Origin of the sequence: Pseudonocardia sulfidoxydans NBRC 16205 (genome assembly GCF_007989085.1) — a bacterium.
Classification (GTDB): Bacteria; Actinomycetota; Actinomycetes; order Mycobacteriales; family Pseudonocardiaceae; genus Pseudonocardia; species Pseudonocardia sulfidoxydans.
The window spans coordinates 1-26,261 of the sequence record NZ_BJVJ01000075.1 but is presented as its reverse complement, the minus strand read 5'-3'; the positions used below and the strand labels follow the sequence as shown (position 1 = coordinate 26,261).

At 71.3% G+C, this 26,261-nt stretch carries 26 protein-coding genes and 1 tRNA gene; 7 read left to right on the top strand and 20 right to left on the bottom strand.

Features of this window, described 5'->3' with window-relative positions; all coding sequences use genetic code 11:
• On the top strand, positions 1 to 2,368 hold a 2,368-nt coding region (locus PSU4_RS25410; protein ID WP_222596392.1), incomplete at its 5' end, for a DEAD/DEAH box helicase.
• A gap of 13 nt (positions 2,369 to 2,381) precedes the next feature.
• Here the strand turns inward: PSU4_RS25410 and PSU4_RS25405 are convergent.
• Together PSU4_RS25405 and PSU4_RS25400 are read right to left on the bottom strand one after the other, a co-directional pair.
• On the bottom strand, positions 2,382 to 2,624 hold the full coding sequence (locus PSU4_RS25405) for a hypothetical protein (protein ID WP_147113538.1): 243 nt from the start codon (positions 2,622 to 2,624) through the stop codon (positions 2,382 to 2,384).
• A gap of 379 nt (positions 2,625 to 3,003) precedes the next feature.
• Positions 3,004 to 3,441 carry a hypothetical protein gene (locus tag PSU4_RS25400; RefSeq protein WP_147113535.1) on the bottom strand — a complete coding sequence of 146 codons (438 nt, stop codon included), beginning with the start codon at positions 3,439 to 3,441 and terminating at the stop codon, positions 3,004 to 3,006.
• Between the two features lie 359 nt (positions 3,442 to 3,800).
• On the opposite strand from PSU4_RS25400, the gene PSU4_RS25395 reads away from it, so the two are divergent.
• A complete protein-coding gene (locus PSU4_RS25395; protein WP_186817177.1) occupies positions 3,801 to 5,090 on the top strand; it encodes an HNH endonuclease signature motif containing protein in 1,290 nt (429 codons plus the stop codon).
• 8 nt (positions 5,091 to 5,098) lie between these two features.
• Here the strand turns inward: PSU4_RS25395 and PSU4_RS25390 are convergent, their stop codons facing one another.
• The 5 genes from PSU4_RS25390 to PSU4_RS25375 form a co-directional block, all read right to left on the bottom strand.
• On the bottom strand, positions 5,099 to 5,692 hold the full coding sequence (locus PSU4_RS25390) for a type IIL restriction-modification enzyme MmeI (RefSeq protein WP_147113528.1): 594 nt from the start codon (positions 5,690 to 5,692) through the stop codon (positions 5,099 to 5,101).
• 93 nt (positions 5,693 to 5,785) lie between these two features.
• On the bottom strand, positions 5,786 to 6,412 hold the full coding sequence (locus PSU4_RS25385; RefSeq protein ID WP_246115330.1) for a DNA methyltransferase family protein: 627 nt from the start codon (positions 6,410 to 6,412) through the stop codon (positions 5,786 to 5,788).
• A 15-nt stretch (positions 6,413 to 6,427) separates the two neighbouring features.
• Positions 6,428 to 6,556 (bottom strand): Eco57I restriction-modification methylase domain-containing protein, encoded by a 129-nt coding sequence (locus tag PSU4_RS32570; RefSeq protein WP_246115329.1) that lies wholly within the window; start codon positions 6,554 to 6,556, stop codon positions 6,428 to 6,430.
• On the bottom strand, positions 6,526 to 6,825 hold the full coding sequence (locus PSU4_RS32565) for a GmrSD restriction endonuclease domain-containing protein (protein ID WP_246115331.1): 300 nt from the start codon (positions 6,823 to 6,825) through the stop codon (positions 6,526 to 6,528). The genes PSU4_RS32570 and PSU4_RS32565 overlap by 31 nt, the downstream gene beginning before the upstream one ends.
• Before the next feature lie 202 nt (positions 6,826 to 7,027).
• Positions 7,028 to 8,233, bottom strand: coding sequence for a metallophosphoesterase (locus tag PSU4_RS25375; RefSeq protein ID WP_147113522.1), 1,206 nt, complete (start codon positions 8,231 to 8,233; stop codon positions 7,028 to 7,030).
• 210 nt (positions 8,234 to 8,443) lie between these two features.
• On the opposite strand from PSU4_RS25375, the gene PSU4_RS25370 reads away from it, so the two are divergent.
• The gene (locus PSU4_RS25370) at positions 8,444 to 8,950 is read left to right on the top strand and encodes a polyketide cyclase (RefSeq protein ID WP_147113519.1); all 507 of its coding nucleotides are present in this window, start codon (positions 8,444 to 8,446) and stop codon (positions 8,948 to 8,950) included.
• A gap of 32 nt (positions 8,951 to 8,982) precedes the next feature.
• Here the strand turns inward: PSU4_RS25370 and PSU4_RS25365 are convergent, their stop codons facing one another.
• Genes PSU4_RS25365 through PSU4_RS25350 form a run of 4 tightly spaced genes read right to left on the bottom strand, consistent with a single transcriptional unit; the run spans position 8,983 to position 13,504 of the window.
• Positions 8,983 to 10,323 (bottom strand): LLM class flavin-dependent oxidoreductase, encoded by a 1,341-nt coding sequence (locus PSU4_RS25365; protein WP_147113516.1) that lies wholly within the window; start codon positions 10,321 to 10,323, stop codon positions 8,983 to 8,985.
• Entirely contained in the window at positions 10,320 to 11,258 is a 939-nt protein-coding gene (locus PSU4_RS25360; protein WP_147113513.1) for an HpcH/HpaI aldolase/citrate lyase family protein, read from the bottom strand. Before PSU4_RS25360 ends, PSU4_RS25365 begins: the two co-directional genes overlap by 4 nt.
• Complete coding sequence (locus PSU4_RS25355) at positions 11,258 to 12,454, bottom strand: CaiB/BaiF CoA transferase family protein (RefSeq protein ID WP_147113510.1); 1,197 nt, start codon at positions 12,452 to 12,454, stop codon at positions 11,258 to 11,260. Before PSU4_RS25355 ends, PSU4_RS25360 begins: the two co-directional genes overlap by 1 nt.
• Before the next feature lie 21 nt (positions 12,455 to 12,475).
• Positions 12,476 to 13,504 carry a LacI family DNA-binding transcriptional regulator gene (locus PSU4_RS25350; protein WP_147113506.1) on the bottom strand — a complete coding sequence of 343 codons (1,029 nt, stop codon included), beginning with the start codon at positions 13,502 to 13,504 and terminating at the stop codon, positions 12,476 to 12,478.
• A 501-nt stretch (positions 13,505 to 14,005) separates the two neighbouring features.
• Between PSU4_RS25350 and PSU4_RS25345 the strand changes: the two genes are divergently transcribed.
• Positions 14,006 to 16,147 carry a DEAD/DEAH box helicase gene (locus PSU4_RS25345; protein ID WP_147113504.1) on the top strand — a complete coding sequence of 714 codons (2,142 nt, stop codon included), beginning with the start codon at positions 14,006 to 14,008 and terminating at the stop codon, positions 16,145 to 16,147.
• A gap of 69 nt (positions 16,148 to 16,216) precedes the next feature.
• Here the strand turns inward: PSU4_RS25345 and PSU4_RS25340 are convergent, their stop codons facing one another.
• From PSU4_RS25340 to PSU4_RS25330, 3 genes are read right to left on the bottom strand one after another with little or no spacing between them, the layout of a single operon-like run.
• Positions 16,217 to 17,707 carry an NAD-dependent succinate-semialdehyde dehydrogenase gene (locus tag PSU4_RS25340; protein WP_222596391.1) on the bottom strand — a complete coding sequence of 497 codons (1,491 nt, stop codon included), beginning with the start codon at positions 17,705 to 17,707 and terminating at the stop codon, positions 16,217 to 16,219.
• Entirely contained in the window at positions 17,704 to 18,987 is a 1,284-nt protein-coding gene (locus tag PSU4_RS25335; RefSeq protein WP_147113501.1) for an aminotransferase family protein, read from the bottom strand. The genes PSU4_RS25340 and PSU4_RS25335 overlap by 4 nt, the downstream gene beginning before the upstream one ends.
• 52 nt (positions 18,988 to 19,039) lie before the next feature.
• Positions 19,040 to 19,798 (bottom strand): SDR family NAD(P)-dependent oxidoreductase, encoded by a 759-nt coding sequence (locus PSU4_RS25330; protein WP_147113498.1) that lies wholly within the window; start codon positions 19,796 to 19,798, stop codon positions 19,040 to 19,042.
• Positions 19,799 to 20,135: 337 nt separating this feature from the next.
• On the opposite strand from PSU4_RS25330, the gene PSU4_RS25325 reads away from it, so the two are divergent.
• The gene (locus PSU4_RS25325) at positions 20,136 to 20,801 is read left to right on the top strand and encodes a class I SAM-dependent methyltransferase (RefSeq protein WP_186817176.1); all 666 of its coding nucleotides are present in this window, start codon (positions 20,136 to 20,138) and stop codon (positions 20,799 to 20,801) included.
• Between the two features lie 24 nt (positions 20,802 to 20,825).
• On the opposite strand, the gene PSU4_RS25320 is transcribed toward PSU4_RS25325, so the two are convergent.
• On the bottom strand, positions 20,826 to 21,290 hold the full coding sequence (locus tag PSU4_RS25320; protein WP_147113496.1) for a hypothetical protein: 465 nt from the start codon (positions 21,288 to 21,290) through the stop codon (positions 20,826 to 20,828).
• A 232-nt stretch (positions 21,291 to 21,522) separates the two neighbouring features.
• Between PSU4_RS25320 and PSU4_RS25315 the strand changes: the two genes are divergently transcribed.
• Positions 21,523 to 22,014 carry a carboxymuconolactone decarboxylase family protein gene (locus PSU4_RS25315; protein WP_147113493.1) on the top strand — a complete coding sequence of 164 codons (492 nt, stop codon included), beginning with the start codon at positions 21,523 to 21,525 and terminating at the stop codon, positions 22,012 to 22,014.
• Positions 22,011 to 22,676, top strand: a complete 666-nt coding sequence (locus PSU4_RS25310) for an RraA family protein (RefSeq protein ID WP_147113490.1) — start codon at positions 22,011 to 22,013, stop codon at positions 22,674 to 22,676. Before PSU4_RS25315 ends, PSU4_RS25310 begins: the two co-directional genes overlap by 4 nt.
• Positions 22,677 to 22,760: 84 nt before the next feature.
• Here PSU4_RS25310 and PSU4_RS25305 read toward each other — a convergent pair whose 3' ends face one another.
• From PSU4_RS25305 to PSU4_RS25280, 5 genes are all read right to left on the bottom strand, one after another.
• Positions 22,761 to 23,060, bottom strand: coding sequence for a peptide methionine sulfoxide reductase (locus PSU4_RS25305; RefSeq protein ID WP_147113487.1), 300 nt, complete (start codon positions 23,058 to 23,060; stop codon positions 22,761 to 22,763).
• A gap of 286 nt (positions 23,061 to 23,346) precedes the next feature.
• A complete protein-coding gene (locus PSU4_RS25300; protein ID WP_147113484.1) occupies positions 23,347 to 24,168 on the bottom strand; it encodes a hypothetical protein in 822 nt (273 codons plus the stop codon).
• 216 nt (positions 24,169 to 24,384) lie between these two features.
• Positions 24,385 to 24,458: transfer RNA gene (locus PSU4_RS25295), tRNA-Pro, on the bottom strand.
• Between the two features lie 477 nt (positions 24,459 to 24,935).
• Positions 24,936 to 26,000 (bottom strand): alpha/beta fold hydrolase, encoded by a 1,065-nt coding sequence (locus tag PSU4_RS25285; protein WP_147113481.1) that lies wholly within the window; start codon positions 25,998 to 26,000, stop codon positions 24,936 to 24,938.
• On the bottom strand, positions 25,997 to 26,261 hold a 265-nt coding region (locus PSU4_RS25280), incomplete at its 5' end, for an acetamidase/formamidase family protein (protein ID WP_186817175.1). The genes PSU4_RS25285 and PSU4_RS25280, both read right to left, overlap by 4 nt.

The following is a 26,261-nucleotide window of genomic DNA, read 5'->3' as shown; positions in this document are numbered from 1 at the left end:
CTCGACGACGTGGCATCGTGGCGAGTCGGCACGAATGGCACAAGATGCCGGCGAACTGCTCCGCGACACCTTCGGCCTCCCGTGCATCCAGGAGCTTCGGCCCGAAGCCCTGGAGCCTGCAATCGACACGGCTACCTCCGGGGAGGGAGCGCGCAACGTCGCAGTCCTCTTCCGGCTCCGTCCGACGTCGTACACGGCCGGCCGCCGCAAAGACCTCGACTGGATCGCGGCCAAACCTGCCGCGATCGAGAACACCTCGCTGTCCGCGCTGCACCCAGGCGTACGACCGGCGCCCACCTGGCCGCCCGTGCAGTTGGTGACCCCCGTGAGCTGCAATCCCGCACAACGGGCTGTGCTTCACGACGCAATGACCCAGCGGTTGACGGTCGCCACCGGCCCACCAGGAACCGGGAAGAGCCAGCTCGTCGTGAACGCCGTCGCGACCGCAATCGCCGCGGGCCAGAGCGTGCTCCTCGCGTCGACCAACAACGCAGCGGTCGACGAGGTCCACCGCCGGTGTGCCGCCCTGGGTCCCGGAGTGCTCATCCGCACCGGGAAGCGCGACGTACAGAAGGAGCACGAGTCCGCAGGTCTGTCCGCTCTGTGCGCAGTGCCGCAGCCCGTCCGATCTGTCGAGACGCGACGCCTCGCCTCTGCCGCCGCCGACCAGCACGAGGCCGAGCTGACCCGCGCAATAGCAGCGAAGTCGACGCTGGAGGCCGATCTGCTCCGCACGGGCCGCGCCCGCGCGGCCGCGGAGGAGCAACTCGGCATGGATACGGCAGCCGTCGCGGCAGCGCTCGGTCCTCGGTGGGCTGTCAGGGCAGCAGCGCTGTCGAGGGCGCGCCTTCTCGGCGAGTGGAGGCGCCGACGATTTCTCGCTCCCGCTCGGCTCACCGGCACGACCGTAGGCATTTGCAGCCGGCTCGCGGAGATGGCAACTCTCGACCGACAGTGGCGCGAACTCCGCGTAGCGATCTCTCGCGCCCCCGCCGATGCCGATTTCGTGGAGGAGATCGAGCGCAGCGAACGGGCACTCACTGAGGCCGCCCGAGAATCGGTCGCCGGCGCGGCAGCCGATCGGGCTGGGGAGGGAGGCTCACTCATCCGTACTCTCGCGCAGAGCGCTGCGAAGGGTCAGCCGAACTGGGATGCGTTCACTCAAGCGTTCCCGTTCGTGCCGGGCTGGGCAGTCACGAGCCTGTCCGCGCGGCGATTCCCCACGACTGCGCGATTCGACCTCGTCATCATCGACGAAGCCAGCCAGTGCTCGATACCCTCGGTCGTGCCGCTGCTGTTCCGCGCCCGTCGCGCGCTCGTGATCGGGGATGCCATGCAGCTCCCGCACATCAGCACGATCACGCCGCGTCGGGATGGCGGCCTGCGTAGGAAGTGGCGCATCTCGAGGGAATGGTTGTCCGCCAGGAAGCTGGCGCCGTCCCGGCACTCTGCCTTTGCCGCCTGCCAGCAGGCCGCTGACGGCTCAAAACTGCTCGACGAGCACTATCGCTGCCATCCGGAGATCATCGGCGTATCGAACCAACTGTTCTACGGCGGAACACTGCACATCCTCACTGATATCGAGGCTCCCGGACGAACAGCGATCGGAGGGAGCGCGATCGAGTGGGTCGACGTAGTCGGGTCGGCCTCGCGCGACCACACCGGGTCCTGGGTCAACGAGGACGAGATCGACACAGTGCTGGACCGCGTCGAACACCTGCGAGCCTCCTTGCCGCCGGACGTCACACTGGGCGTCGTCACCCCTTATCGAGCGCAGGCCGATCGCCTGCGGTCCCGGCTCCGGGCATACGGCACACAGGTTCGTGTCGGCACGGCCCACACCTTTCAAGGTGGCGAGCGAGACGTCATCGTGTTGTCTCTCGTCGCTGCGCAGAATCATCCGCCAAAATGCTTCGGCTGGCTCGACCAGCAGCCCGAGCTCTGGAACGTGGCGATCACGAGGGCACGGTCGAAGCTGATCGTCATCGGTGATCAGCAGCTGTGGGAAGCGCGCGGAAGCGTGGGAGGCGAACTCGCACGCCTCGCGCGTGCGAAAGTGACACCACACACCGGCCTGGACGACGACCTAGCCTCGCGGCTGTACGCCGCCCTGAGGCAGAGGGGTCACCGGTTCGACATCGGCGTGACTCACAAGGGCCATTCTGTCGACGCGACATTCAGTGTCGGGGACGACGACTTCTGCCTACTGCTCGATGCGGGCGCACCTCCCGGCGAGATTCCGTCCGCCCACCTGCGGAGAATGCTGCGCCGACAGGAAATCCTAGGACCCCGCAGCGTGCGTCTACCAGCATGGCATCTGTTCGACGATTCCTGTCCGCTTCTCGGCGAACTCGACCGTCGCCGATGAACTGGCTCTCATCTCAACGGTCCGGACCGAGCCGGAAACGCTCGGCGCGAAGGGCCCGCTGTTGCTCGGACAGCGATTCGTCGTCGAGAGCCGCAGGACGCTCGTCCACCGCACGAGCATCCCGCTCTTTTGGCTCGCTGCGGCGGGCGAATGCGTCGAAGGGCAGCGTCTTGCCCTGCTGAATCTCCACGATCCGCTCGTCGATGGAGTCCTTCGCGAGAATGCGGTGCACCTGGACCGGCCGGATCTGGCCCATGCGGTGGGCCCGGGCGATGGCCTGCTCCTCGACGCTGGGCTTCCAGTGCGGCTCGGCGAGAACAACGACGGACGCTGCCTGGATATTGAGCCGACCCCTCCCGCCTCGATCTGGCTGAGCAGCACGGCATGGCCCGACCAGGCCGAGAATGCGTCGACGAGCTCCTGCCGAGCGGTCGTCGAGACGGAGCCGTCGATGCGCCCGACGACTCCGGGCAGCTCCTGGGCCAACAATGTCAGTACCGGCAGGAACGTCGTGAAGACGAGCACCTTCATCCCGTCCTCGGCGGCCTCGTCGACGATCTCGCGGATCCGCTCCAGCTTCGCCGAGCTCGTCGACTCGAGCGCGGCTCGTCGCATGGCGATGACATTGCCTGCCTCTACAGCCGCGCGGTACCGGGCCGTGTCCTACCGTACTGACCCCACTCGACCGCGACGGCCACGACGTCCGTATCCAGCGCCACCTGGAACGAGGTCCCCATCGACGAGGCCCACATCCGCACGAGGTTCTGCGGCGTGAACACCTCGGGCAGTTCGGCCTCGCCGTCGCCGTACACACCGGAGTCGGTGTCGGGCTGCCGGTCGGCCTGCGCGCGGGTCGAGGTCGTCGCGGGCCGCGGCCCGAGCATCCCGACGAGGTAGCGGTCCCGGGGGCCGCGGGCGAGCGGCGCGAAATGCTCCTCCGGCCCGCCCCACGGACCCAGCAGACCCCGTGCGATCAGGTCACCGAGCTCGTCGCGCACCTCGAACGACGATGTCTCGCCGAACTCCTGCGGCACGTCCAGCGGGGGGTGGGTCTTCGAGGAGGCCCTGCTCACCACGGGGGTCGTCGAACAATCCGCTCCAGAGTTGGTGGGGCGGGGCATCAGCGCGCTCCCGGACGGGTGGTGGGACGCCAGGTGCGGCCCGATCGTCGGCACGCAGCAGTTCTGATCGAGCGACGTGATCCGGGCGCCGGAGCGGAGCGGCGAACCAGACCATCGACAGCGGTGAACGGCCGCTGAGCTGCGGCGACCTGCATTGCTTCGAACATGTGTTCGATTAGAATAGGCGGATGCTCGCCACACCGTTCTCTGTCAGCACCCTTGCTGACGGTGTCGTCGCGAGCGGACATGACGCGACCCCGGAGGGCTCCGGCCCGTCCGTGCTCCTCAGCCGTCCCGCCACCGGCCACTCTGTGGATCAGCCCACGGACGACACTGTCGCCACCGCCCGCGCAGACCTCGCCGCGGCGCTCGCGGGTTTGCGCGCCGCCGGTGGGCAGGGTGCCACCGAGAGCGACCTGGTCGCGCTGCTCGTGGTCGCCGAGGAGACCCGCCGCGCGCTCGACCGGATCGTGGTCGACACGACAGCCGCCCTGCAACGCCGCGGCACCTTCGCCGAGCGCGGCTACCGCTCCCCCACCGGCGCCCTGAGCGACCTGCTCGGCTGGGAGCGCTTCGAGGCCCGCAGGCGCGTGGTCGCAGCGGAGTCCGTCTGCGAGACCGTCGGGCTGGGCGGCGAGGTGCTGCCGGCGCGCATGCCGAGCACCGCGATGGTGTTCGCCGACGGCACAGCGAGCCTGCGCCACGTCGACGTGATCGCCCGCGTGCTGAACTCCGCTGTCGCCGCCCGGCTCGATCCCGAGACCTGGGCGGGCGCCGAGGTCCAGCTCGCCGCGCAGTGCGCCGCCTTCACCCCCACCCAGCTCCACACCTGGGGCATGGAACTCGTCGAACTGCTCGACCAAGACGGCGCCGGACCCGAGGACGACGCACCCGTCCAGACCAACGAGCTGCGACTGAGCCGCTTCCGCGCCAGGCCGGGCGGCAAGATCGCGGGCCGGTACGACGACGCAGCACTGTTCGCTGCCATCGCCGCGGTGCTCGATGCCGGGGCGGGCCCCCGCGACCCGGACGACGACCGTCCCGTCCCCCAGCGCCAGGCCGAGGCCCTCGCCGACGCCTGCAACCAGGTGCTCTCCCGCGGAAAGCTCCCCGAGACCGGTGGTCGCCGCCCCCAGCTCGTGGTCACGATCCGGCTGGAAGACCTGGAGCGCCGTGCCGCTGCCGCGTCGCTGGAGTTCGGCGGCCCTCTGTCCGCGTCCACGCTGCGCCAGCTCGCCTGCGACGCCGCGGTGGTCCCGATGGTGTTGTCCTCCACCGGCGTTCCGCTCGACGTCGGCCGCATCTCCCGCACTGTTCCCGACGGCCTGCGCCGTGCGGTGACCGTGCGAGACGGCGGGTGCGCCTGGGCCGGCTGCGATCGGCTGCCGAGCTGGTGCGAGGTCCACCACGTGCACGAATGGCAGCACGGCGGGGCCACGGAGCTGGGCAATCTTGTGATGCTGTGCGGAGAGCATCATCGGCTGATCCACCACACGCACTGGGAAGTGCGGATGGTCCACGGCCTCCCGGAGTTCATCCCACCCAGCTGGATCGACCGCACGAGAACCCCGCGCCGAAGACCAGCCGCCCGCGCGAGCTGAGCGCTGCATCAGAACAACCTGTCTGAGTTGTCGGGCTGCGCCTTGGGCTTCTTCGCGCGCTTCTTCTTGTCGTGCAACCCTTGCGCGACTTCCTCGGCGTACCGCTCGTGGTTGAGTTCGAGCAGCCTGTCGAGGATTTCGCGCTGCGCCGCGGGCCCGATGGTGTAGCGGAGGTCGCGGCCGGCGGGGTGGAAGCCGTGATCGAGCTGGTCGAGCAGGTCGTCCCAGCCGTAGGCGCGGACATTGGCCTCGTCGATCGTCTTGTGGATGCGACGGAGTTCCACGATGTCGTCGTCGTGGACAGTGCGGTCGAAGACGAGGTTGTAGATCTTGGTGAGGCCGGAGGTGCGGGCGAGCATCACGTCGCGGCGGTGGGTGTCGAGCGTGTCGCCCAGCTCGCGCAGCTCGGGGGTGAGGGCGGGGAGCGGGAAGGTCTCGAAGACGTCGGATGGGGTGTAGCGGACTCGCGTCTCCAGCGTCGATGCCCGAGCGAGTGCCCACCAGTAGTGCGGCGCGCTCGACAGCAGGGCCAGCATCGCGGTGTCGTCGGTGGCGAAGACGACGAGCTGCTCGCTGAACACCTGCCCGGTCGCTGCCAGCACTGGGGCCACGGTCTTGCTCACGCGGGCGAGCAGGACGACCCGCTTCAGTTCCGCGATCGACTCGTACAGCTCAGGGGCTGCCCTTGTGAACCGTCACCAGATCTCGCGTCGTCGCTTGTCGTTGTTCTGCTCCCGCTCCGGCTTCACCAGCTCGCGCACCTGCGCGAAGCACTCCGGGTAGGCGGCGGCGCGGTCCTCCGGCCAGTCGTGGATGTCGATCACCCAGCGGCGCGCACGGCACTCCGGATCGGAGTTGAGGTCCTGCCCGTTGAGGTAGGGGAACAGCACGTCGGCGTTACGCGGGTCGGCGGCGATCAGCTCCTGCGCGCGCCCCGGTTCCATTGTGAAGCCCAATCCGAGGATGTCGGACCCCTGATACGACACGCCACGCTTCGCGGCCAGCCGGTACGGGTTGCCCGCCACCCGGGACACGGAGTCGAGCGATGGCGCGATCGCAGCGACCACCACCCCGTCGGCCCGGCGCTGCGCGTCTTCCCCCAGCGCGACGCGGCTGGTCCACACCGCGCAATACTCCAGCACCGCGCTGCGCGAGGGCCACGGCTCACTCTTCACCGCCCGCCGGATGGTGACACCGTCGGCGACGAGCTGGTCCAGTCCCACCTCGCGGGTGTCGCCCTGGGCGAGTGTGTTGGTGGCGATCAGGCCGGTCTGGCCGGTCGGGTTGAGCAGGGCGTGCGCCCGCAGCACGAAGTACGCCACCAGATCCGCGCTGCCTCACGCCCCGCGCCCGATCGACTCGACCAGGTACTCGCGGAAGGCCACGCCGAGCGCTCCGGTGATCTTCTTCCCGCCGAGGAACGGCGGGTTGCCGATCACCGCGTCGAAGCCGCCGCGCTCGAACACCTCCGGGAACTCCAGCGGCCAGTTTGACCGGCGCGAAGAACTGGAAGGACTCGTCCTCGACGTTGAAGCGAAGCCCCTCGATCACCCTCGAAGAAGGCCGGGGCCTTGCCGCGGATGATCCCGTAGAGGGTGGTCACGCGCTGCTGGCCGTCGAGGAGCAGCAGCCTCTGACCGGCACCGGCGTTGCCCCCGCGCACCGCCTGCGCCGACCCCTCCGTCTCCCACACCAGCAGCGCCCCAACGGGGTATCCGTGATACAGCGAACGCATCAGGCCGCGAACCTGATCACGGTTCCAGACGTAGCCGCGCTGGAACTCCGGCAAGCAGCATCGTGCCCGCGTCGATCTGGTCGAGGATGGTGCTCAGCTTGGCCACACCGTTCGCCCCCTCAAGGTGGCCAGAGCCTATCGGGGAGATCGTTCGGTCCGGGCCTTCGCCCGTTCACACCATCGACGCGCGGCGATCGGCCGCTCAGCCGGCTGTCCGCAAGGTGAGGACGGTGATCTCGCTGGGGGCGAAGATCCGCAGCGGCGGACCCCAGAAACCGGTGCCGCGGCTGACGTAGAGCTGGGTGCGGTCGCCGTGGCGGTGCAGGCCGGAGAGCTGTTTCTGGTCGAGGCGAACGAGCAGGTGGAAGGGCCAGATCTGGCCGCCGTGGGTGTGCCCGGAGATCTGGAGGTCGACGCCGGCGGCGATCGCGTCGCGGACCTGGCTGGGCTGGTGCGCGAGCAGCAGGACGGGCAGGGTGGGGTCGGCGCCGGCCAGCGCGGTGCGCAGGTCGGGGCCGCCGGAGAGGTCGCGGCCGGTGCCGGTGGGGTCGTCGATACCCGCGACGACGAGCCGGTCGCCACCCCGTTCGACGATCCCGTGCGCGTTGACCAGCGGCTGCCAGCCGAGGCTGCGCAGGTGCTGCACCCATTGCGCGGCACCGGAGAAGTGCTCGTGGTTGCCGACGATCGAGTACCGGCCGAGCGGCGCGGTCAGGTCGGCGATGGGCTGGACCTGGTGTTCGCGGTCGGCGACGTCGCCGTCGGCGAGGTCGCCGGCGTGCAGGAGCAGGTCGGGTTCGAGCCCGGCGACGACGTCTGCGACCCTCGCCGACCAGCGGGCGCGGTCGAGGGGGCCGAAGTGGGTGTCGGCGAGGACGACGACGCGCAGACCGTCGAGTCCCGGCCCGAGCCGGTCGAGGACGACGTCGCGGCGGCGGATCCGCGGCAGCCGCAGCGCCTCGACCAGCCCGTAGGCGACCAATAGGAGCACGACGACGAGCACCCCGGCGGCCACGAGGCGCGACCGCAGCGGGTCCGCCACCCCGGCGAGCGCGAGGACGAGCTCGACGATCTGCCCCAGGACGCTCCAGGTGAACAGCACCCAGGCGACGCCGAGGGTGGTGTCGCCGATGCGGGCGGCGGCGTCGAGGTGCCGGCGTCCGTGTCCGAGCATCATGAGCAGCGGCAGCCCCGCGTACGCCACGACGGCGAGGACCGTGAGGGCGAGGACGACCGGGACCGGCCAGCTCTGGCCGCCGACGACGAGCGTCCACCACGGGATGCCGAAGAGCAGCGCCGGGACGAGCAGCATCGGGACGAGGAACCCGAGGCCGGACGGCGGTCCGGTGCGCCGTGGCCTCGGTACATCGGGTTCGTCGGTCGTGTTCGTGTGGTTCGCCGTCGTCACCGCGTGCGTCCTCCCCGGCCCGGGGCCGGGCGCGCTCCTCACCAGGATGCCAGCGCCGGCGACGTGGTCTCAGCGGGTGCTCAGCGTTCGCGTGCACGGCGGCGATCTCGGGCGCAGCCGTCGCGGGCGGGCGGGGGTCGCTGCCGGTGTGGCGGCGGCAGGGGCCCTCGTGCGATGCCGCTGCACCGGAGCGAACGGCATCCTGTTGGGATGATCGGCGACCGCTGGGGCGTCACGGACGCCGAGACCCGCCTGCGCTACCCGTGCGACGAGGTCGTCCCGCGACCGGTGCTGCAGGCCTGGCGGGGCGTGACGGTGCACGCGCCGCCCGGGCGGGTATGGCGGTGGGTCGCGCAGATCCGGTTGGCGCCCTACTCCTACGACTGGATCGACAACCTCGGCCGCCGCTCCCCGCGGGAGCTGCAGGATCTGCCCGAACCGGTTCCCGGCGAACCGTTCAGCCGCTCCGGCGGGCGTCCACTGGGCCGCATCCTGTCGGTCACCCCTGGCACGCAGCTCACGGCCCGGATCATGGGCGGCGTCATGTCGTACGTGCTCGTCCCCGACGGGCCCGCCGGCTCCGACGGCACCCGCCTGCTGCTCAAGGTCGTCACCGGCGGCGGCCGGTTGCTCGCACCGTTCGTGTCGGTGGGCGACCTCGTCATGGCCCGCCGCCAGCTGCTCAACGTGAAAGGGCTGGCCGAACGGGGGTCGTGAGCGGCGATAGTCGCCCCAGCGACTATCGCCGCTCACAGGGTTCGGGGCGGGCGCTCGATGCCGAGGTGGTCGCGCAGCGTCGTGCCCGCGTACTCGCGGCGCATCAAGCCGCGTTCCTGCAGGATCGGGACGACCATCCGGACGAACTCCTCGAACGCACCCGGCAGGTGCGTCGCGGCGAGGACGAAACCGTCGCACCCTTCGGACTCGACCCATTCCTGCATCTGGTCGGCCACCCGGCCCGGGGTGCCGACGAACCGCGGGCCCTGCAACAGTGTCGCCCGGTGCGCGGCGAGGTCCCGGACGGTCACCTCACGGTCGAGGTGGCGGCGCACCCCCTCGGCGAGCCCGCGGATGCCGCCGCCGGCCGCCATCATGTCCTCGGTGACCGGGTCGTCGAGGTCGTGTTGCGCGAAGTCGTAGTTCATGACCTCCGACAGCAGCGTCAGCGACGCGACCGGGTGGACGTAGGCGTCGAGGAACAGCCGTTCCTTCTCCTCCGCGATCGCCTGGGTCTCGCCCACGACGGCGTAGGCCATCGGCAGGATCTTCACCGAGTCCGGGTCGCGGCCGGTCGCGGCGATGCGCTCACGCTGGTCCTTGTAGTGCTGCTGGGCCACCGGCAGGCCGGGGTCGGCGGTGAAGATCATGTCGGCCCACCGGGCGGCGAACTCCCGGCCCCGCCCCGACGAGCCCGCCTGCAGGATCGCCGGTCTGCCCTGCGGGGTGCGCGGGACGGTGAGCGGGCCGCGGACGGAGAAGTACGTGCCGTCGTGGTTGACCTCGTGGACCTTGGCCGGGTCGGCGAACTCGCCGGACTCCCGGTCGAGGATCAGGGCGTCGTCCTCCCAGGAGTCCCACAGCGCGCCGACGGCGTCGAGGAACTCGTGGGCGCGGTCGTAGCGCTCGTCGTGGTCGAGGTGGGACTCCAGGCCGAAGTTCTGCGCCTCCGAGTCGTTCACCGAGGTCACGACGTTCCAGGCGGCCCGCCCGCCGGAGAGGTGGTCGAGCGTGGCGAAGGTGCGGGCGACGTGGAAGGGGTCGTAGTAGGTGGTCGAGTAGGTGGCGCCGATGCCGATCCGGCTGGTCGCGCCGATGATGCCGCCGAGGACGGCGGTGAGGTCGAGCTTGATCGGGCGGGCGCCGTAGCGGACGGCGTCGGCCACGGAGTTGCCGTAGACGCCCGGCATGGCGAGGCGGTCGTCGAAGAACACGCAGTCGAAGCGGCCCTGCTCCAGCGTCCGCGCGATGTGCTGGTAGTAGTCCATCGTCAGGAACCCGAGATCGGCCGACGGGTAGCGCCAGCTCCCGGAGTAGACGGTCACGTTGCCGGCCTGCATGAAGCCGACCATCGTCATCTGCCTCGGTGTCACGCGTCCTCCTCGGTGAGGCCCAGCATCTCGGCGGTGCGCATCACGGTCGCGGCGTGGCGCAGGTGGGCGGCGTCGACGAGCATCCCGTCGAGCCCGGCCGCGCCCCGTCCGGCGGCCTCGGCCTCCCGGTAGGCCGCGACGAGCCGCCGCGCCCGGGTGATGTCCTCGGGTGTCGGCGCGAAGGCGTCGTTGGCGAGGTCGATCTGCGACGGGTGGATCGCCCACTTGCCGACGTAGCCCATGGCGGCGGCGCGGTCGCACGCCGTGCGGTAGGCGTCGGGGTCCTGGTAGTTGGGGAACGGCGCGTCGATCGCGTCGACGCCGACGGACCGTGCCGCGACGACCACCCGCGAGCGGGCGTAGAACCAGATGTCGCCCGGGAAGTCGACGAGCGGGTCGAAGTTGCCGTCGACGCGCGCGCCCTGCGACGCGGAGAAGTCCCCGGCGCCGAAGATGACCGCTTCGAGCCGGTCGGAGGCGCGGACGATCTCGCCGACGTTCTCCAGCCCCTCGGTCTCCTCGATCAGCACCTCCAGCCCGATCCCCTTGGCGGGCAGCCCGAGCGTCTCCTCGACCTGGGTGAGCAGGGTGTCGACCCACCACACGTCGCGCGCCGTGCGGACCTTGGGGACGATGATCACCTCCAGCGCCGATCGCGCGCCGGTGACGACGTCGATCACGTCGCCGTGGGCCCATCGGGTGTCGACGCCGTTCATCCGGATCGCCCGGACCGTGTTCCCCCAGTCGAGCTCGCGCAGCGCCTTGGCGGCCTTGCCGCGGGCGGCCTCGCGTTCGGCGGGGGCGCAGGCGTCCTCCAGGTCGAGGAAGACGAGGTCGGCCGCCGACGCCGCGGACTTGGCGAACATCCAGTCGTTGCTGGCGGGGGTGGCGAGCTCGGACCTGCGTGGCCGGAGCGGGCGGATCGGTCGCGCCATCAGATGACTCCGTTCTCGTGCAGCTCACGGCGACGCTGCTCGGACAGGCCGAGCAGGTCGCCGTAGATCTCGTCGTTGTGGGCGCCGATGCCGGTGCCGAGATGGTCGATGCCGCCGGGGGTCGCGGAGAACCGCGGGACCGGCCCCTGCACGGTCATCGCGCCGAGGTCGGGATCGGGAATCCGCGGGAACGTGCCGCGGGCCTGCAGCTGGGGGTCGGCGAGCAGCTGCGCGGCGTCGTACACGGGCGCGGCCGCGACCTCCGCCTCCTCGAAGACGGTCATCGCCTCGTCGAGAGTGTGGTCGGCGATCCACTCCGCCATCACCGCGTCGATCGCACCCGCGTTCTTCAGCCGCTGCTGCGCCTCGGCGAACCGCGGGTCCGACGTCAGGTCCGGTCGCCCGACCGCGCGCAACGCCCGCATCGCGATCGACGGGGCGCTGCCCGACATCGCGAGCCAGTGCCCGTCGGAGCTCCGGTAGGTGTTGCGCGGGGCGGAGATGTCCCAGCGGTTGCCCATGCGGGCGGGGATCTCGCCGGTCTGGTCGTAGGTGAGCAGTGGCTGCTCCAGCAGCCGGGCCAGCGGCTCGATGAGGTTGACGTCGATGAGCTGGCCGTCGGCGCCGTGCACGTCGCGGTGGTAGAGCGCCATCATCACCGCGTAGGTGGCGTTGAGCGCGGCGACGCCGTCGGCCAGCATGAACGCGGGCAGCGTCGGCGGGCCGTCGGCCTCCCCGGTCATGTGCGCGAAGCCCGACATGGCCTCGCCGAGGGTGCCGAACCCGGGCCGGTCGGACTTGGGCCCACCCGCGCCGTACCCGGTGACGTGGAGCATGACGAGCTTCGGGTTGACCGCGGCGAAGCCGTCGTGGTCGAGGCCCCAGCGGCGCAGCGTCGACGGCCGCAGGTTCACGATCACGACGTCGGCGGTGCGGGCGAGGTCGCGCAGCAGGTCGCGGCCGGCGTCCTCGCGCAGGTTGAGCGTGACGCACTTCTTGTTGCGGCTCAGGCTCTTCCACATGAGGCCGACGCCGTCGCGCTGCGCGCCCCACTGCCGCATGGGGTCGCCGCCGTCGGGCTGCTCGATCTTGATCACCTCGGCGCCGTGCTCGCCCAGCCACGTCGCCACGAGCGGTCCCGCGGCCAGCGTGGCGGCGTCGATCACCCGCAGACCCGTCAACGGTCCGTCGGTCATGCGTGACTCCTTCGTCGGCGTTCAGCGTGAGACGGGTGGGCCGGTCGAGCCCGCCACCCGCAGCTGCGGGGCCAGCAGGTGCGGCACGGCCTCGACGTCGGCGCCGTCGAGCAGGCCCGACAGCAACATCGCGGCCTCGCTCGCGAGCCGGTCGTAGGGGACGCTGACCGCGGTCAGCGGCGGGTCGGACAGGGAGAACCAGGCGGGGTCGCCGTAGACGACCAGCGACAGGTCGTCGGGCAGCCGCAGCCCCCGCGCCCGAACGGCCTCGGCCGCGCCGACCGACAGCGCACCACCGCCGACGACGAGCGCCGTGGGCGGGGTCGGGCCGTCGAGGAGCTCGTGGACGCCACGACGGCCGTTGTCCCGGGTGGGCTCGACGAGCCGGGACCGCATCCGCGCCGGGTCCAGGCCCGCGCGTTCGAGCGCCCCGGAGACGGCGCGCAACCGCATCGCGCCGTGCGAGAGCGCCTTCGGCGTGCCGAGGTAGGCGATGTCGGTGTGGCCGAGCTCGACGAGGTGGGTCACCGCCTCGCCCATGACACCCTCGTCGTCGGCGAAGACGCCGGGCGCCCCGACGTCGCACGAACGGTGCAGCTCGACGACGGGCAGGCCGCGCAGGATCGCCCGCGACTCCTCCAGCACACCGGTGCTCGGCGCGATGATCAGCCCGGCGATGCGGCTGGCGACGAGCTCGCGCAGCTGCTGCAGCTCGCGCTCCGGCTCGTTCTGGGTGACGGTGAGGATCATCTGGGTGCCGCCCGTCGAGAGCAGCCGCGAGCACTCGGCCGCGACGCCCGAGTAGGCGGGGGTGTCGACGTAGGGGATCACGAACCCCACGAAGGCCCGGCTGGTCGAGGCGGACAGCCCGCGGGCGAGCCGGTTGGGGACGTAGCCCTGGTCGGCGGCGTACTGCCGGATGCGGTCGGCGAGCTCGGGGCGCACCGACGCAGAGCCGTTCAGTGCGCGCGACACCGTGGCCGTCGACACACCGAGGTCGCGGGCCAGGTCGACCACGCCGACCGCGCTCCGCCGGGTGCGCCCGCCCATGCCTGTCTCCCGTCACCGATCCGTGTGCCGGACCGGGTCGTCGATGACCCTCGGCGTTGTCGTCGGACGATGTAAAGCTTTACATGACGTCCTGTCGTCAGTACAACACGCCCGCCCGCGACCGGGCAAGCCCCGCCACCGGCCCCCGGAACCGCGGTCGCGCACCCCGGCGCAGGCACCTGACACGCCCGGGACCGACGACCCGGGAATGAATCGGGCGCGAGAGCGGTATGATCCTGGAGAAGGCCCACGCTGCCGAGACCGGCAGTCGGTTCCACTGCGGACGAGCCCTTCGGCGGGAAGCATCGCCTCCCCCGGGCAGGTGCTGCAGAGACTGAGTCCTCGGCACCGGCGATCCGCCGCAGCCCCCGGGGACGCGAACACGATTCGGGGAGACGTCGCCGTCCCCCCACGGCGCTCGTCGCCGACACGGTGCCGCTCGCGGCGCCGCGTCCGGCGCGGCCACCCGGCCGCCGAGGGCATCGCCAGAAGGAGGAGTACGTGGCTCGACGAGGCAGGCCTCAGACGAAGGCTCGCCGTAGTGCCCCGCAGGACCAGCGACGTCGCCGCGCCGACGAGCCCACCGACGTCATGTCGACGCTCGCGCGCTCCGTCCGCGAGATCGAGACCGCCCTGCGCCGAGGCCCCGCCACGCCCACGACCCGCACGAAGGTCCAGGCCGCTGCGCTGCTGCTCCGCGAGGAGCGCGCCCGGCTGCGGGCCGACACCGACCTCACCGAGCGCAAGCGGTCCGAGCAGCTCAAGCGCCTCGACGACCTCGCCCGGTCGCTCGCGATCAGCGCCGTGCGCGACCAGTCGGTGCTCGCCCTGCTCGACGAGGACGCCGCCGTCTCCGACGAGGCCCGGTCGCTCACCCGGCAGGTGCTGCGCACCGCGGGGATCGAGACCGAGGCATTCGAGCCCGTCCCGGTCCCCGAGCCCGCCGGGCCCGCGAAGCCCCGCGTCGTACCGCAGTCGGTCGTGTCGCGGCAGCTCGCCAACCCGTTCCTCGCCCCCGACTTCGACGCGGCCCGCCCGAGCACGGTCCGCCCGACCCGGCTCGCCGGCTGGGAGCTGCTCGAACCGCTGCTGCGCTCGTTCGAACGCGCCGCCGACGGGGCGTCCACGTCGATGACGTTGCCCACCCCCACGTCGCTGCGCGGTCCCGGTGGCCGCGAGCTCATGCCGCACCAGGCCGGGCTGATCGCCTCCGCCGCGGCGGGCCACCGCAGCTTCCTGCTCGCCGACGAGCCCGGCCTCGGCAAGACCGCCCAGGCGCTGCTCGCGGCCCAGGCCGCCGACGCCTATCCCCTGCTCGTCGTGGTGCCCAACGTCGTCAAGACGAACTGGGTGCGCGAGGCCGGGATGTGGACGCCGCGCCACCCCGCCACCGCGATCCACGGCAACGGCGACTCCGTCGACGGGTTCGCCGACATCGTCGTCGTCAACTACGAGGTGCTCGACCGGCACATGGGCTGGCTCGGCGACTTCGGCTTCCGCGGGATGGTCGTCGACGAGGCCCACTTCATCAAGAACAAGACGTCGCAGCGCTCGCAGCACGTCCTGCAGCTCTCCGACCGCATCCGGGCGTTCACGCCGCGGCCGCTGCTGATGGCGCTCACCGGCACCCCGCTGATCAACGACATCGAGGACTTCCTCGCGATCTGGCAGTTCCTCGGCTGGATCGACCCGGCGAAGCCCCGCGCCGAGCTGATGAACGCGCTCACCGAGACCGGGCTGACCCCGGCCGACCCCGGCTTCTACCCCGCCGCCCGGCAGTGCGTCGTCGACCAGGGCATCGTCCGGCGGCGCAAGATCGACGTCGCCGCCGACATCCCGGCCCGCCGCATCGCCGACCTCCCCGTCGAGCTCGACGGGCCCGCCGGCCGGTCGATCCGCGCGGCCGAGCGCGAGCTGGCCCAGCGGATGGTCGCCCGCTACACCGAGGCGCTCACGACGCGGCGCTCCGGCACCGTCGTCGAGGGCATCGACCACGACCTCGTCCGTCAGGTGGCCAAGTGGGAGCAGAAGGACGCCACGACGTCGACGGCCGGTGACAACGTCTTCGGCATGATGCGCCGGATCGGGCAGGCCAAGGCCGGGCTCGCCGCCGACTACGCCGCCCAGCTCGCCCGCAGCGCGGGCAAGGTCGTGTTCTTCGCCAAGCACGTCGACGTCATGGACGCCGCCGAGGAGACGTTCACCAAGCTCGGGGTGCGGTTCTCCTCGATCCGCGGCGACCAGACCCGCACGGTGCGCCAGCGCAATATCGACGCGTTCGTCGAGGACCCGGACGTCGCCGTCGCGGTGTGCTCGCTGACCGCGGCCGGTGTCGGGCTCAACCTGCAGGTGGCGTCGGACGTGGTGCTCGCGGAGCTGTCGTGGACGGCCGCCGAGCAGACCCAGGCCATCGACCGCAGCCACCGGATCGGGCAGGACAAGCCGGTCACGGCCTGGCGGATCATCGCCGCGCAGACGATCGACGCCAGGATCGCCGAGCTGATCGACAGCAAGGCCGGTCTCGCCGCGCAGGCCCTCGACGGGTCCGACGAAGAGGTCGGGTCGTCGTCGGACGTGCAGCACGCCGCGCTCGTCGCCCTGCTGGAGGACGCGCTGGCGGCGCTGCCCGCCGCCGTCCACTGACGTCTCGGCACACGACGACGCCCGCCACCGGACGCTGCGGCGGCGGGCGTCGTCGGGTGCCGGCCCCGGTCAGCCGCTGCCCCGGCGCGCGACGTTGTAGAAACGCACGCTCTGGTACTCCTCGAGCCCCTCGGCGCTGCCCTCGCGGCCCATCCCCGACTGCTTGATCCCCCCGAACGGCGCGGCAGCGTTGGACGGGACGCCCTGGTTGATGCCCACGAGCCCGGTCTGCAGCCGGTCGGCCACGTTCAGCGCACGGTCGAGGCTCTCGGTGAACACGTAGCCCGCGAGCCCGAACTCCGTGTCGTTGGCCCGCGCGAGCCCCTCGGCCTCGTCGGAGAACCGCTGGACCGCCGCGATCGGGCCGAAGATCTCCGTGGTCGCCGCATCGGCCGACGCCGGGAGGTGGTCGAGCACCGTCGGCGGGAAGAAGTGCCCGTCACCGTCGTGGTCGCCGCCCCCGGTGCGCAGCGTCGCGCCCTTGGCGACGGCGTCGTCGGTGAGCGCCCGCATCTGGGCGACCGCCCGGTCGTCGATCAGCGGGCCGAGCCCGGTTCCGTCGCCGAAGCCGTTGCCCACCTTCACCTTCTCGAACCTTTCGGCGAGGGCGGCGACGAAGTCGTCGGCGACACCGTCCTGGACGAAGATGCGGTTGGCCGCGATGCAGGACTGCCCGCCGTTGCGCATCTTCGCCGCGAACGTGCCGTCGACGGCACGTTCCAGGTCGGCGTCGTCGAACACCAGCAGCGGCGCGTTGCCGCCCAGCTCCATCGACGAGCGCAGCACGTTCTGCGCGGCCAGCTCCAGCAGCCGCTTGCCCACGCCGGTCGAGCCGGTGAACGAGACCTTGCGGACCCGCGGGTCGACCAGCACGGCCTCGCTGAACGCCGACGCACTCGACGTCGTCACGATCCGGACCAGATCCTGCGGCACGCCCGCCTCCACGGCCAGCTGCACCGCGTAGATCGTCGTCAGCGGGGTCGCCGTCGCCGGCTTGACGACGGCCGCGCACCCGGCCGCGATCGCCGGTGCGATCTTGCGGGTGGCCATGGCCAGCGGGAAGTTCCACGGCGTGATCAGGACGGCGAGCCCGACCGGGGCGCGCCGCACCAGGATCGACGATCCACCGTCGGGCGCGTCCCGGAAGCTGCCGCCCGGGCGGACCGCCTCCTCGGCGTAGAAGCGGACGAAGTCGGTGCCGTACTTGACCTCGGCGCGGGCCTCCGCGAGCGGCTTGCCCATCTCGCGCGTGATCAGGTGCGCGAGCTCCTCGGTGTGCGCGACCAGCGACTCCCACCAGGCGCGGAGCACGTCGGCACGCTTGCGGGGCGTCGTCGTGGCCCAGTCCCGCCCGGCGGCGTCGGCCGCGGCGACCGCCGCGAGTGCCTCGTCGACGCCGTCGTCGGGGATGTGGGCGACGGTCTCCCCCGTGGCGGGGTCGGCGACCGCGATGCCGTCGGCCGGCAGGCCGAGCCCCGAGACGACGGCGTCGGCGGCCTCGACCTCGCGCGGGTCGGCGGGGACCAGGGCGGACCGGGCGACGGATGCGCCGGCGGTCACCGGTTCGCCTCGTCGACGACGGCCTGCTCGATCGCGGCGACGAACGCCACGACCTCGTCGTCGGTGGTGATGAACGGCGGGCTGATCTGCAGGGTCCCGCCGCGCAACGGGCGGGAGATGAAGCCCAGGTCGACGAGGCGGTCGGTGACCTTGTCCGCGGCCAGCCCCTCGGCCAGGGTGACGCCGCCCAGGAAGCCGCCGACGCGCACGTCCGCGACGGCGTCGACGCGCTCGGCGAGCCCGTCGAGCTGGGTGCGCAGCACGGTCTCCAGCTCGGCCACCCGCGGGACGAGCTTCTCGTCGTCGAGGATGTCGAGGTGGCGCAGCGCGACCGCCGCGGCGGTGGCGTGCCCGGCGTAGGTGGCGCCGTGGCGCAGCACCGGGGTGTCGGGCGAGTCGACGTAGAACGCCTGCCAGATCCGCGGGCTGACGAACACGCCGCCCAGCGGCGCGTACCCCGACGTCACACCCTTGGCGAAGGTGACCAGGTCGGGGCTGACGCCGTAGCGCTCGGCGGCGAACATGGACCCGACACGGCCGAAGCCGGTGATGACCTCGTCGAGGATCAGCAGGATGTCGTTCTCGCGGCAGATGCGCTGCACCGCCTCGAGGTAGCCGTCCTCGGGCGGGTTGACCCCGCCGGTGCCCTGGATCGGCTCGGTGATGATCGCGGCGATGTTCTCGGCGCCGACCTCGGCGACGGTGCGGGCGACCGCGTCGGCGTCGTGCAACGGGACCCGGACCGTCTCGGGGACCAGCGAGGCCGACCCGTAGCCCTCGCGGTTGAAGTCGAGACCGGCGATGCTCGTGCCGAAGGCGTGCAGGCCGTGATAGGCGAACTCACGGCTGATGATCGTCTTCTTGCCCTCGCGGCCCTCGCGCTGCCAGTGCCGGCGGGCGAGCTTGCAGGCCACGTCGATGGCGTCGGACCCACCCGAGTTGAGGATGATCTTCGGGTCGGGGACCGGCGAGATCCCGGCGAGGCGTTCGGCCAGCTCCATCGCCCTGTCGTTCGAGAAGCGCGCGAACGTGTGGTAGGTCTCCAGCCGCATCATCTGGTCGTAGGCGGCCTGGGCCAGCTCGGGGCGGCCGTGCCCCACGTTGGCGTGCCAGAGTCCCGCGGTGCCGTCGTAGAGCCGGCGCCCGTCGGTCGTGTGGACGAAGGAGCCCTCACCGCGGTCGATGACGAGCTGGCGGCCCAGCACGCTGGGGACGTGCGCCTGAGCCGGCCACAGCGCGGGCCCGGCGATCACGGCGCCCGGAATGTCGTTCGAAGTCATGGTTGTCGTTCCTCTCTCGTGGAGCGCGTGGGTCCGCCGACCGTGGCCCGGCCTACTGCGCCAGGTACCCGCCGTCGACAGGGATCGTCGCACCCGTGACGTAGGCGGCGTCGGGGCTCGCGAGGTAGGAGACCGCCGCCGCCACGTCACGCGGCTCGGCGATGCGACGCAGCGGGATGGCCCCGGCCACCCGTTCCTGCGTCGCCGCGGGGTCGTCCTGGGCCGCGAGCCACTCGTCGTAGAGCGGCGTGCGCGTCATGCCGGGCGCAACCGCGTTGACCCGGATGTCCCAGGGCGCCAGCTCGACCGCGGCCGCCGTCGTCAAGCTGCGCATGGCGCCCTTGCTCGCGCTGTACACCGCCATCGACGGGACGCCGATGCTCGCCAGCCGCGACGTCACGTTGACGATCGATCCGCCCTCGCCGCGCGTGCGCATGGCGCGGCCCGCAGCCTGCAGACAGGCGATCGCGGCGAACGTGTTCGTCTCGAACGTCGCGCGGACCTCCGCGGCCGGGACGTCGAGCAGCGGGCCGGTGTGGTCGACGGCTGCGTTGTTCACGAGGACGTCCAGGCGGCCGGCCCGGTCGAGCGTCTCCTCGACGAGCCGGTCGGGGGCCTCGGGGTCGGTGAGGTCGGCGCGGACGAAGACGACGTCGCCGCCGATCCCGGCCGCGACGGCCTCCCCGCGGTCCGCGGACCTCCCCGTCAGCACCACCGTCAACCCGTCGGCGGCGAGCCGGTGGGCGATCTCCACCCCGATCCCCGACGTTGCACCGGTCACGATCGCGACGCGCGTCGTCGACTCGGTCACTGCTGCTCCTCCCTCCTCCGCGGCCGCGAGAGTGTGTCCCGCGGGCACCGGACCTGCTCACCCGCCCTGTCGGCTGCTCCGCGGGCGGGTCTCGTCGCCCGGGAGCGCGGTGTCGCGCAGCGAGCGGCCCGCGGTCCCGCGGAACGTCGGCGCCGGGACGAGGCCCGATGACGGCGGCATCCACGAGGGGCCACCCGCGGCCCAGCGTCTCATCGACCACCGCCGCGGTTCCACCGGAGGGCCGCGCGAGCACCCCGACCTGCATCGGCCGGTGCCACCATCGCCCCGACGACGGCCGGGTCGCGGAAGCGTCGGTGCCCGCTGCTATCCCTGTCCCGTGCCCACACCGACCCGGCCCGCCGACCCCGCTGATCTCGATGTCGTCCGCGACTCCTACGACCGCGTCGCCGACACCTACGTCGAGATGATCGCCGAGACAGCCCTCGGCGACATCCGCCGCCAGCCCTGGTTCCGCGCCGCGATCGACGTCTTCGCCGACGCCGTGCGCGACCTCGGGCCGGTGCTCGACGTCGGCTGCGGGCCGGGCACCGTCACCGCCTACCTGGCCGAACGCGGCCTAGACGTGTCCGGCGTCGACCTGTCCCCCCGCATGATCGGGCACGCCCGGCGCCTGCACCCGCAGTGCCGCTTCGAGGTCGCGTCGGCCACCGGGCTCGACCTCAGCGACGCCTCGTACGGGGGGCTGCTGGGCTGGTGGTCGCTGTTCAACCTGCCGCGCGACGTGCTGGCGCAGGTCCTGGCCTCGTTCGCGCGGGCGCTGGTGCCGGGCGGGCAGCTGATCGTCGCCACCCACGTCGGCGACGACGACGTGGTACGCACCGAGGCCTACGGCGGCATCCCGGTGCGCTGGACGACCCACCAGTGGCGGCCCGAGCAGCTCGTCGCGCTGATCGAGGAAACGGGCCTGCGGCCGACGGCGGAACTCCGGTTCCCCGCCGACGGCCCGATCGGCCCGACCGTGGTCGTGGTCGCGCAGGCCTGAGCGCCACCCCGCCGAGCCGCCCCGTCACAGCGGCACGATCACGCGGGCCTTCCCCTGCTCGGCCGCGTAGGTCAGCGTGTACCAGGTGCCGCCACCCGCGGACTCGTCCCCGCGCGGGAACCCGATCACGACCTCGGCGCGGTCCACCATCCACCGGTTCCGCGCGTGGTAGGCGGCCTTGCCGAGCAGCGTGGCGCCCATCTCGACGACCTCGGCCAGCCGCCCCTCGTCGCGCAACGCCTCGATCACGGTCGCGGAAGCGGCCGGCTGGTCGACGATCCGACACGGCACCACCACGGACAACGCGGCGTCGGTGTTCTTCGCGAGCCACTGCAACGCCGCGGTGTCGACGCCCGACGCACCGCCGACGTAGAAGTGGGCCATGGCGTCGGCGAACGGACGCAGATAGGCATCGAACGCGGCGGCCAGCTCGTCGTCCGGTGCATCGCCGATGCTGCGCGTCCCGGTGATCGCCACACGTCGTTCCACTGGGCACGCTCCTCGCCGAGACGCCGGTTCTGGTGGATCACCACGAACCTACCGCCCCGGCACCGACGGCTCAGCAGTTCGCGCCGCCGCGTCGTCGCGCGGGATGCCGAACACCATCTCGCCGCGCTTCCCGACGAGCCCCACGCTCGATCAACTACCGTTCCTCCAGGGTGACCACGACCGGTGGGAACCCATGTACGAGACGACGTTCATCTGATGAGGAGGCCGACGGATGACGGAAGAAGTGACGTACGTGAACCGTCGATTCGATCCGGATGTGACCGGATTTCACGCAATTGCAAAAGACATGGCCGCGGCGGTCGGCTACACCGCGGAGCTGTCCGTGGAGCGCGGTCTGGCTCAACTGCTACGACTGCGCGTCGCCCAGTTGAACCCGTGTTCCTACTGTTTGATCCTGCACACGGACGCTGCCCGCGACGCCGGCCTGTCGGCTGCCAAGATCGCGCACCTGCCGAGTTGGCGCGAGAGCACCATGTTCAGCGACGCCGAGGCGGCAGCGCTCGCGTACACGGAAGCGCTCACCGTGTTCGATCAAGCGGCCTTCCCCGCCCACCACGACGCGCTCACCCGGTTCTTCGACGAGACCGCGATCGCCGAGATCGCGGCCGTCGTCATCAACATGAACCTCTGGACCCGGCTGAAGCTCGCGCAGGGCGCCGTCCCCGTGACCGACGGCCCCGCACCGGACGGTGAGCGGTCATGACGACGGGAAATGTGTCACGTCACCCCGAAGTGTCAACGGCTGCCCTCTCGGATGCGTTGGGGCGCCTGACGACGCATCGAACCCACATCCTCGACCTGGTCTCGCCCACCCCCCGCCGAGTGCTCTACGGGAGGGCCATCACCATCCAGTTCGTACCCTTCCGGCAGGACCTCTACGACGCCGAGGTGCACAACTTCGCACGGTTCTTCTACGAGGCGATCGGAGCCGGCGCGCGCGACAGCGTTCTCGCACTGGGCAGCAGCGGCCAGGTGGACGTCTCGCTCGGCGGAGGCACGAAACTCTCCCGATTGCAGAACCACCGCCTTGCAGGTCTCGTCACCGATGGCCGCCTCCGCGATTTCGACGAGCTCGGACGGTACGACTCCGTGTTCTACTGCGGCGGCGAAACCGTGAAAGCCGGAACCGCGGACGTCATGCCCGTCGCGGCGAACGTACCCGTCGTCATCGGCGGGACGACCGTGCTGCCCGGGGACATCGTGTACGCCGACGCGGCCGCTGCGGTGATCGTGCCCTCCGGCCTCGCCGATGAAGCGTTTACGCTTGCCGCCGACGTCGAACGCGAGGACGCCGCCTTCGTCACGAGTATCCGTGACGAAGATCCCGACACGATCGGATCCTCGGTCAGCGGTCGCGAAATCTGACGAGTGTCGTGACCCGACCCGGTGTGGAGAAGCCTGATCGCCGGCGAGAAACAGGACACATCCCCGACAACGACGAAAGCCGCATCATTCCGCCCCTGAGAACGCCGCAGCCGCAGCACGCAGGAACCGCATCACCTTCTCTTCCGGAACTTCACACGGCCGCAGTACCGCGCCCTCGGAGGTGACCCACACGTTCGCTCCGAAACGCTCGTCGGTGCCGAGCTGTTCCGCCTCGACAGCGATGGTCTTCCCTCCTGCACGGGTCGTTCGGGTCACCGCCCAGCCGTGCCCGTCGATCTCGGCGCGTGACCACCCCTCGGGGATGGCCCCGACGAGCCTGTTCAGCTCGTCACCAGTTGTGTCGTCCATCGAGTTGATTCCCATTTCGACGATGCGAGACAAACCGCCTCGCGTTCGGACCGCGACCGTCGGTGTCCTGCGCGGCGGCAGATTCGACCGACGAGGCATCCGAATCGACAAGTTCGGTGAAACTCGAATATGTTTATCCAGGTCCGGATTTTACGGGGCGGTCGTTGACGTCGCAAGCCATCATCGGCGAGCATGTTCGGGTCGGAGATGATTTCGACGCCTTCGGGGAACTGCCCCGTTCCCACCGGGAACGTGGATGGCAATACCCCTTCCCCAACCCGTGCACGCACCGCTTCCTTCTCTACACCTTGGCGATGCGGGAACGGCGGCGCAGGTACTTGGGCGTCCTGCGCAGGAAGATCACGTCCTCGGCGCTGAACTCCTCGGCCGTCTGCGGGTCGACCATCGCCAGGCCCAGCGTCTCGAAGGGCAGGACGCTACCTTTGCGGACCATCCACACGCCGCGCATCGGTTCGCCGAAGACATCGGCGCAGTGCACGGACCGTCTCCGGTCGAAGACGTCGGAGAGGGCCGACGGCATGTTCGTGTCGGGCTCGGCCGCCGCGATCTTCTCGATCCACGCCGTCGCGGCAGCCCGCTGGCGCTGCAGAGTGTCGCGAGGGACGCGCATGTCGAACAGGAAGACGATGTCGTCAGGGGTGTCGTTGACCCCGGACACGCGGTCCTTGAGCCGAACGATCCCGACGAACAGCCCCCAGATGCCCATCGTGTTCGCGGTCAGCTTCTGCGCCGCCAGCTGCGCGATCTCCGGTCGTTCCCGATGCCAGCGGAACTCGTGGGCGATGAAGCGGTACAGCCACCAGAGGCACCCGATCACGACGACAGCACCGCAGCCGGCCACGACGGCCCGCTTCACCCAGCCGTAGGACTCCCAGTCCATTCCGCTGAATCCGGCCCAGGCAACGACGGCGAGGATCGTCCCGAGCAGCAGGAACAGCAGTGCACGTGCCCACCACGGCGTGCTCAGGGCGTAGTTCCGGAGCACGTCCTGCGGGGTGTGGAACGCGGGCAGATCGTCGGAGCTCGGCACCCACAGATCGCGATGGGTCCCGTCCGCGGCGTCCCAGATCGACCGCGGCTCCCCCGGCCAGTTCGTCTCCAACCATGCACCCCCTGCAGGTTCAGTTCTACAGTGGCGCCCCGCAAGGCAGCGGCCGCGACCACCTCGGCGCCCCCGTCGACGGCTCCGCGACAGCAGATCGGCGGCAGGCGGGGAGCAACCCTCGCCCGCCCGTGTCCGCACGACCGGTGCCACCTCGTTTCCGCAGGAATGGCAAAAGGCCCGCATCCACGGATGGATACCGGCCTTTGCGACTCGTCGGGACGACAGGATTTGAACCTGCGACCCCTTGACCCCCAGTCAAGTGCGCTACCAAGCTGCGCCACGTCCCGAGCCACCCCGTTGAGGGCTCGATGAGCTTAGCGCACAGGCCCTCCGGCCCTCGCCACCGCCCCACGGGTCCCGGCTACCACCGGGCCACCGCGCGGGTTCTGCGGTCCGGACGCGCTGGTCCGGGCCGTCGCGCGGCCTGCAGCCGTCGCGCCGACCACAGAACCCGCGCGCCGACTGGAGAACCCGCGCGCCGACTGGAGAACCCGCGCGCCGACTGGACGACGCGTGCGCAGCCCCGGCCCGCACCGGCGCGAGCCGGCCCGCACCGGCGCGCGCCGGCGGCACGAGCCCGACCCCTCGAACGACCTCGTACCCCCGGCGTCGCGCGCCGAGCCCCGCGCGCCGAGCCCCGCGCGCCGAACACCCCGCGCCGAGCCCCCCGCACCGAGCCCGCGCGCCGAGACTGACCCGCGCGCAACCTCACGGTCGTCCCCGGCCCGGAAACCGACCGTGAGGTTGCGCGCGGGACGTCGGGCTCAGATGCCCGGCTCCGCCGCCAGGAGCTCGGCGACGGCGCGGTCGATGAACTTCGTGTCGACCGGGTTCTTCCCTCCCCCCGCGAAGTGCCCCCACACGCCGGGGATGACGCGGTGCTCCGCGGTGCAGCCCGTCATCTGTGACACGGCCCAGGCCTCGTCCTCCGGCGGGAAGTAGAGGTCCTTCTCGGCGGGCATGACGATCGCGCGGGCCTTGATCGACGCGAGCGCCGCCTCCGTGGAGGCGTGGCCCGGGGTCAGGCCGACGTCGCCGTTCCACCAGGTGTCGAGCATCGTCAGGAGGTTGTTGGGGTCGCGGCCGTCGAGGAAGAAGCCCTCCCAGAAGTCGACGATGAAGTCCTCCAGCGAGGTGTTGCCCAGCTCCCGCCACACCTCGGACCGGTAGAAGGCCTGGGAGAAGCCCCAGCCGGCGTAGATGCGGGCGAAGGCGCGCAGCCCGCCGACGGGCCGGCGGTCGGGCGGGTACCAGCCGCCGTCGAAGCCGACGGACGCCTGCATCGCGGCGCGCAGGGAGTCGAGGAAGACCTGGTTGTGCGGGGCGGTCCGCGGCGACCCGCAGAAGGGCAGGATGCGCTGCACCATCTCCGGGTGCTCGACGGCCCACTGGTAGGTCTGCCCCGCCCCCATCGACCAGCCGAGCACGAGGGGCAGGGTCGTGATCCCGAAGTGCTCGGTCACCAGGCGATACTGCGACTCGACGTTGTCGCGCACCGTGATCGGTGGGAACCGGGCACGGTCGAACGGCGGCGGCGTGTTGGACGGCGAGGACGACAGCCCGTTGCCGAGCATGTTGGGCACGATGATGAAGTACGTCGACGGGTCGAGCGCCATGCCGTCGCTGCCGTTGCCGATGAGCCACTCGTTGTCCCAGTGCCGCCCCGAGTACCAGGTCGGGTACACGATGGCGTTGCTCTTGTCGGCGTTGAGCGTCCCGTAGGTGCGGTAGGCGATGCGAGCGGGCCGCAGGGTCTGGCCGCAGACGAGGGTGAAGTCGGGTATCTCGAAGATCTCGTAGGGCGCGTCCGGGCCACGGCCGGCTGTCACGAGGACACCGCGCAGGAGCCCCTGTCCTTGCGGACGGGTCCGGAGGCCGAGGGGCGGATGTCGTCGTCGAAGATCGCGGCCGGCAGGTAGAGCGAGCAGCAGGCGTTGGGGATGTCGACGACGCCGGAGACGCGGCCCTCGATGGGCGCGGCACCGAGCAGCAGGTAGGCCTGTGGGCCGCTGTAGCCGAACTTCTCGAGGTAGCGGATGGCGTTCATGCAGGCGTTCTCGTAGGCGAGCGTGGCGTCGTTGTAGTGGTTG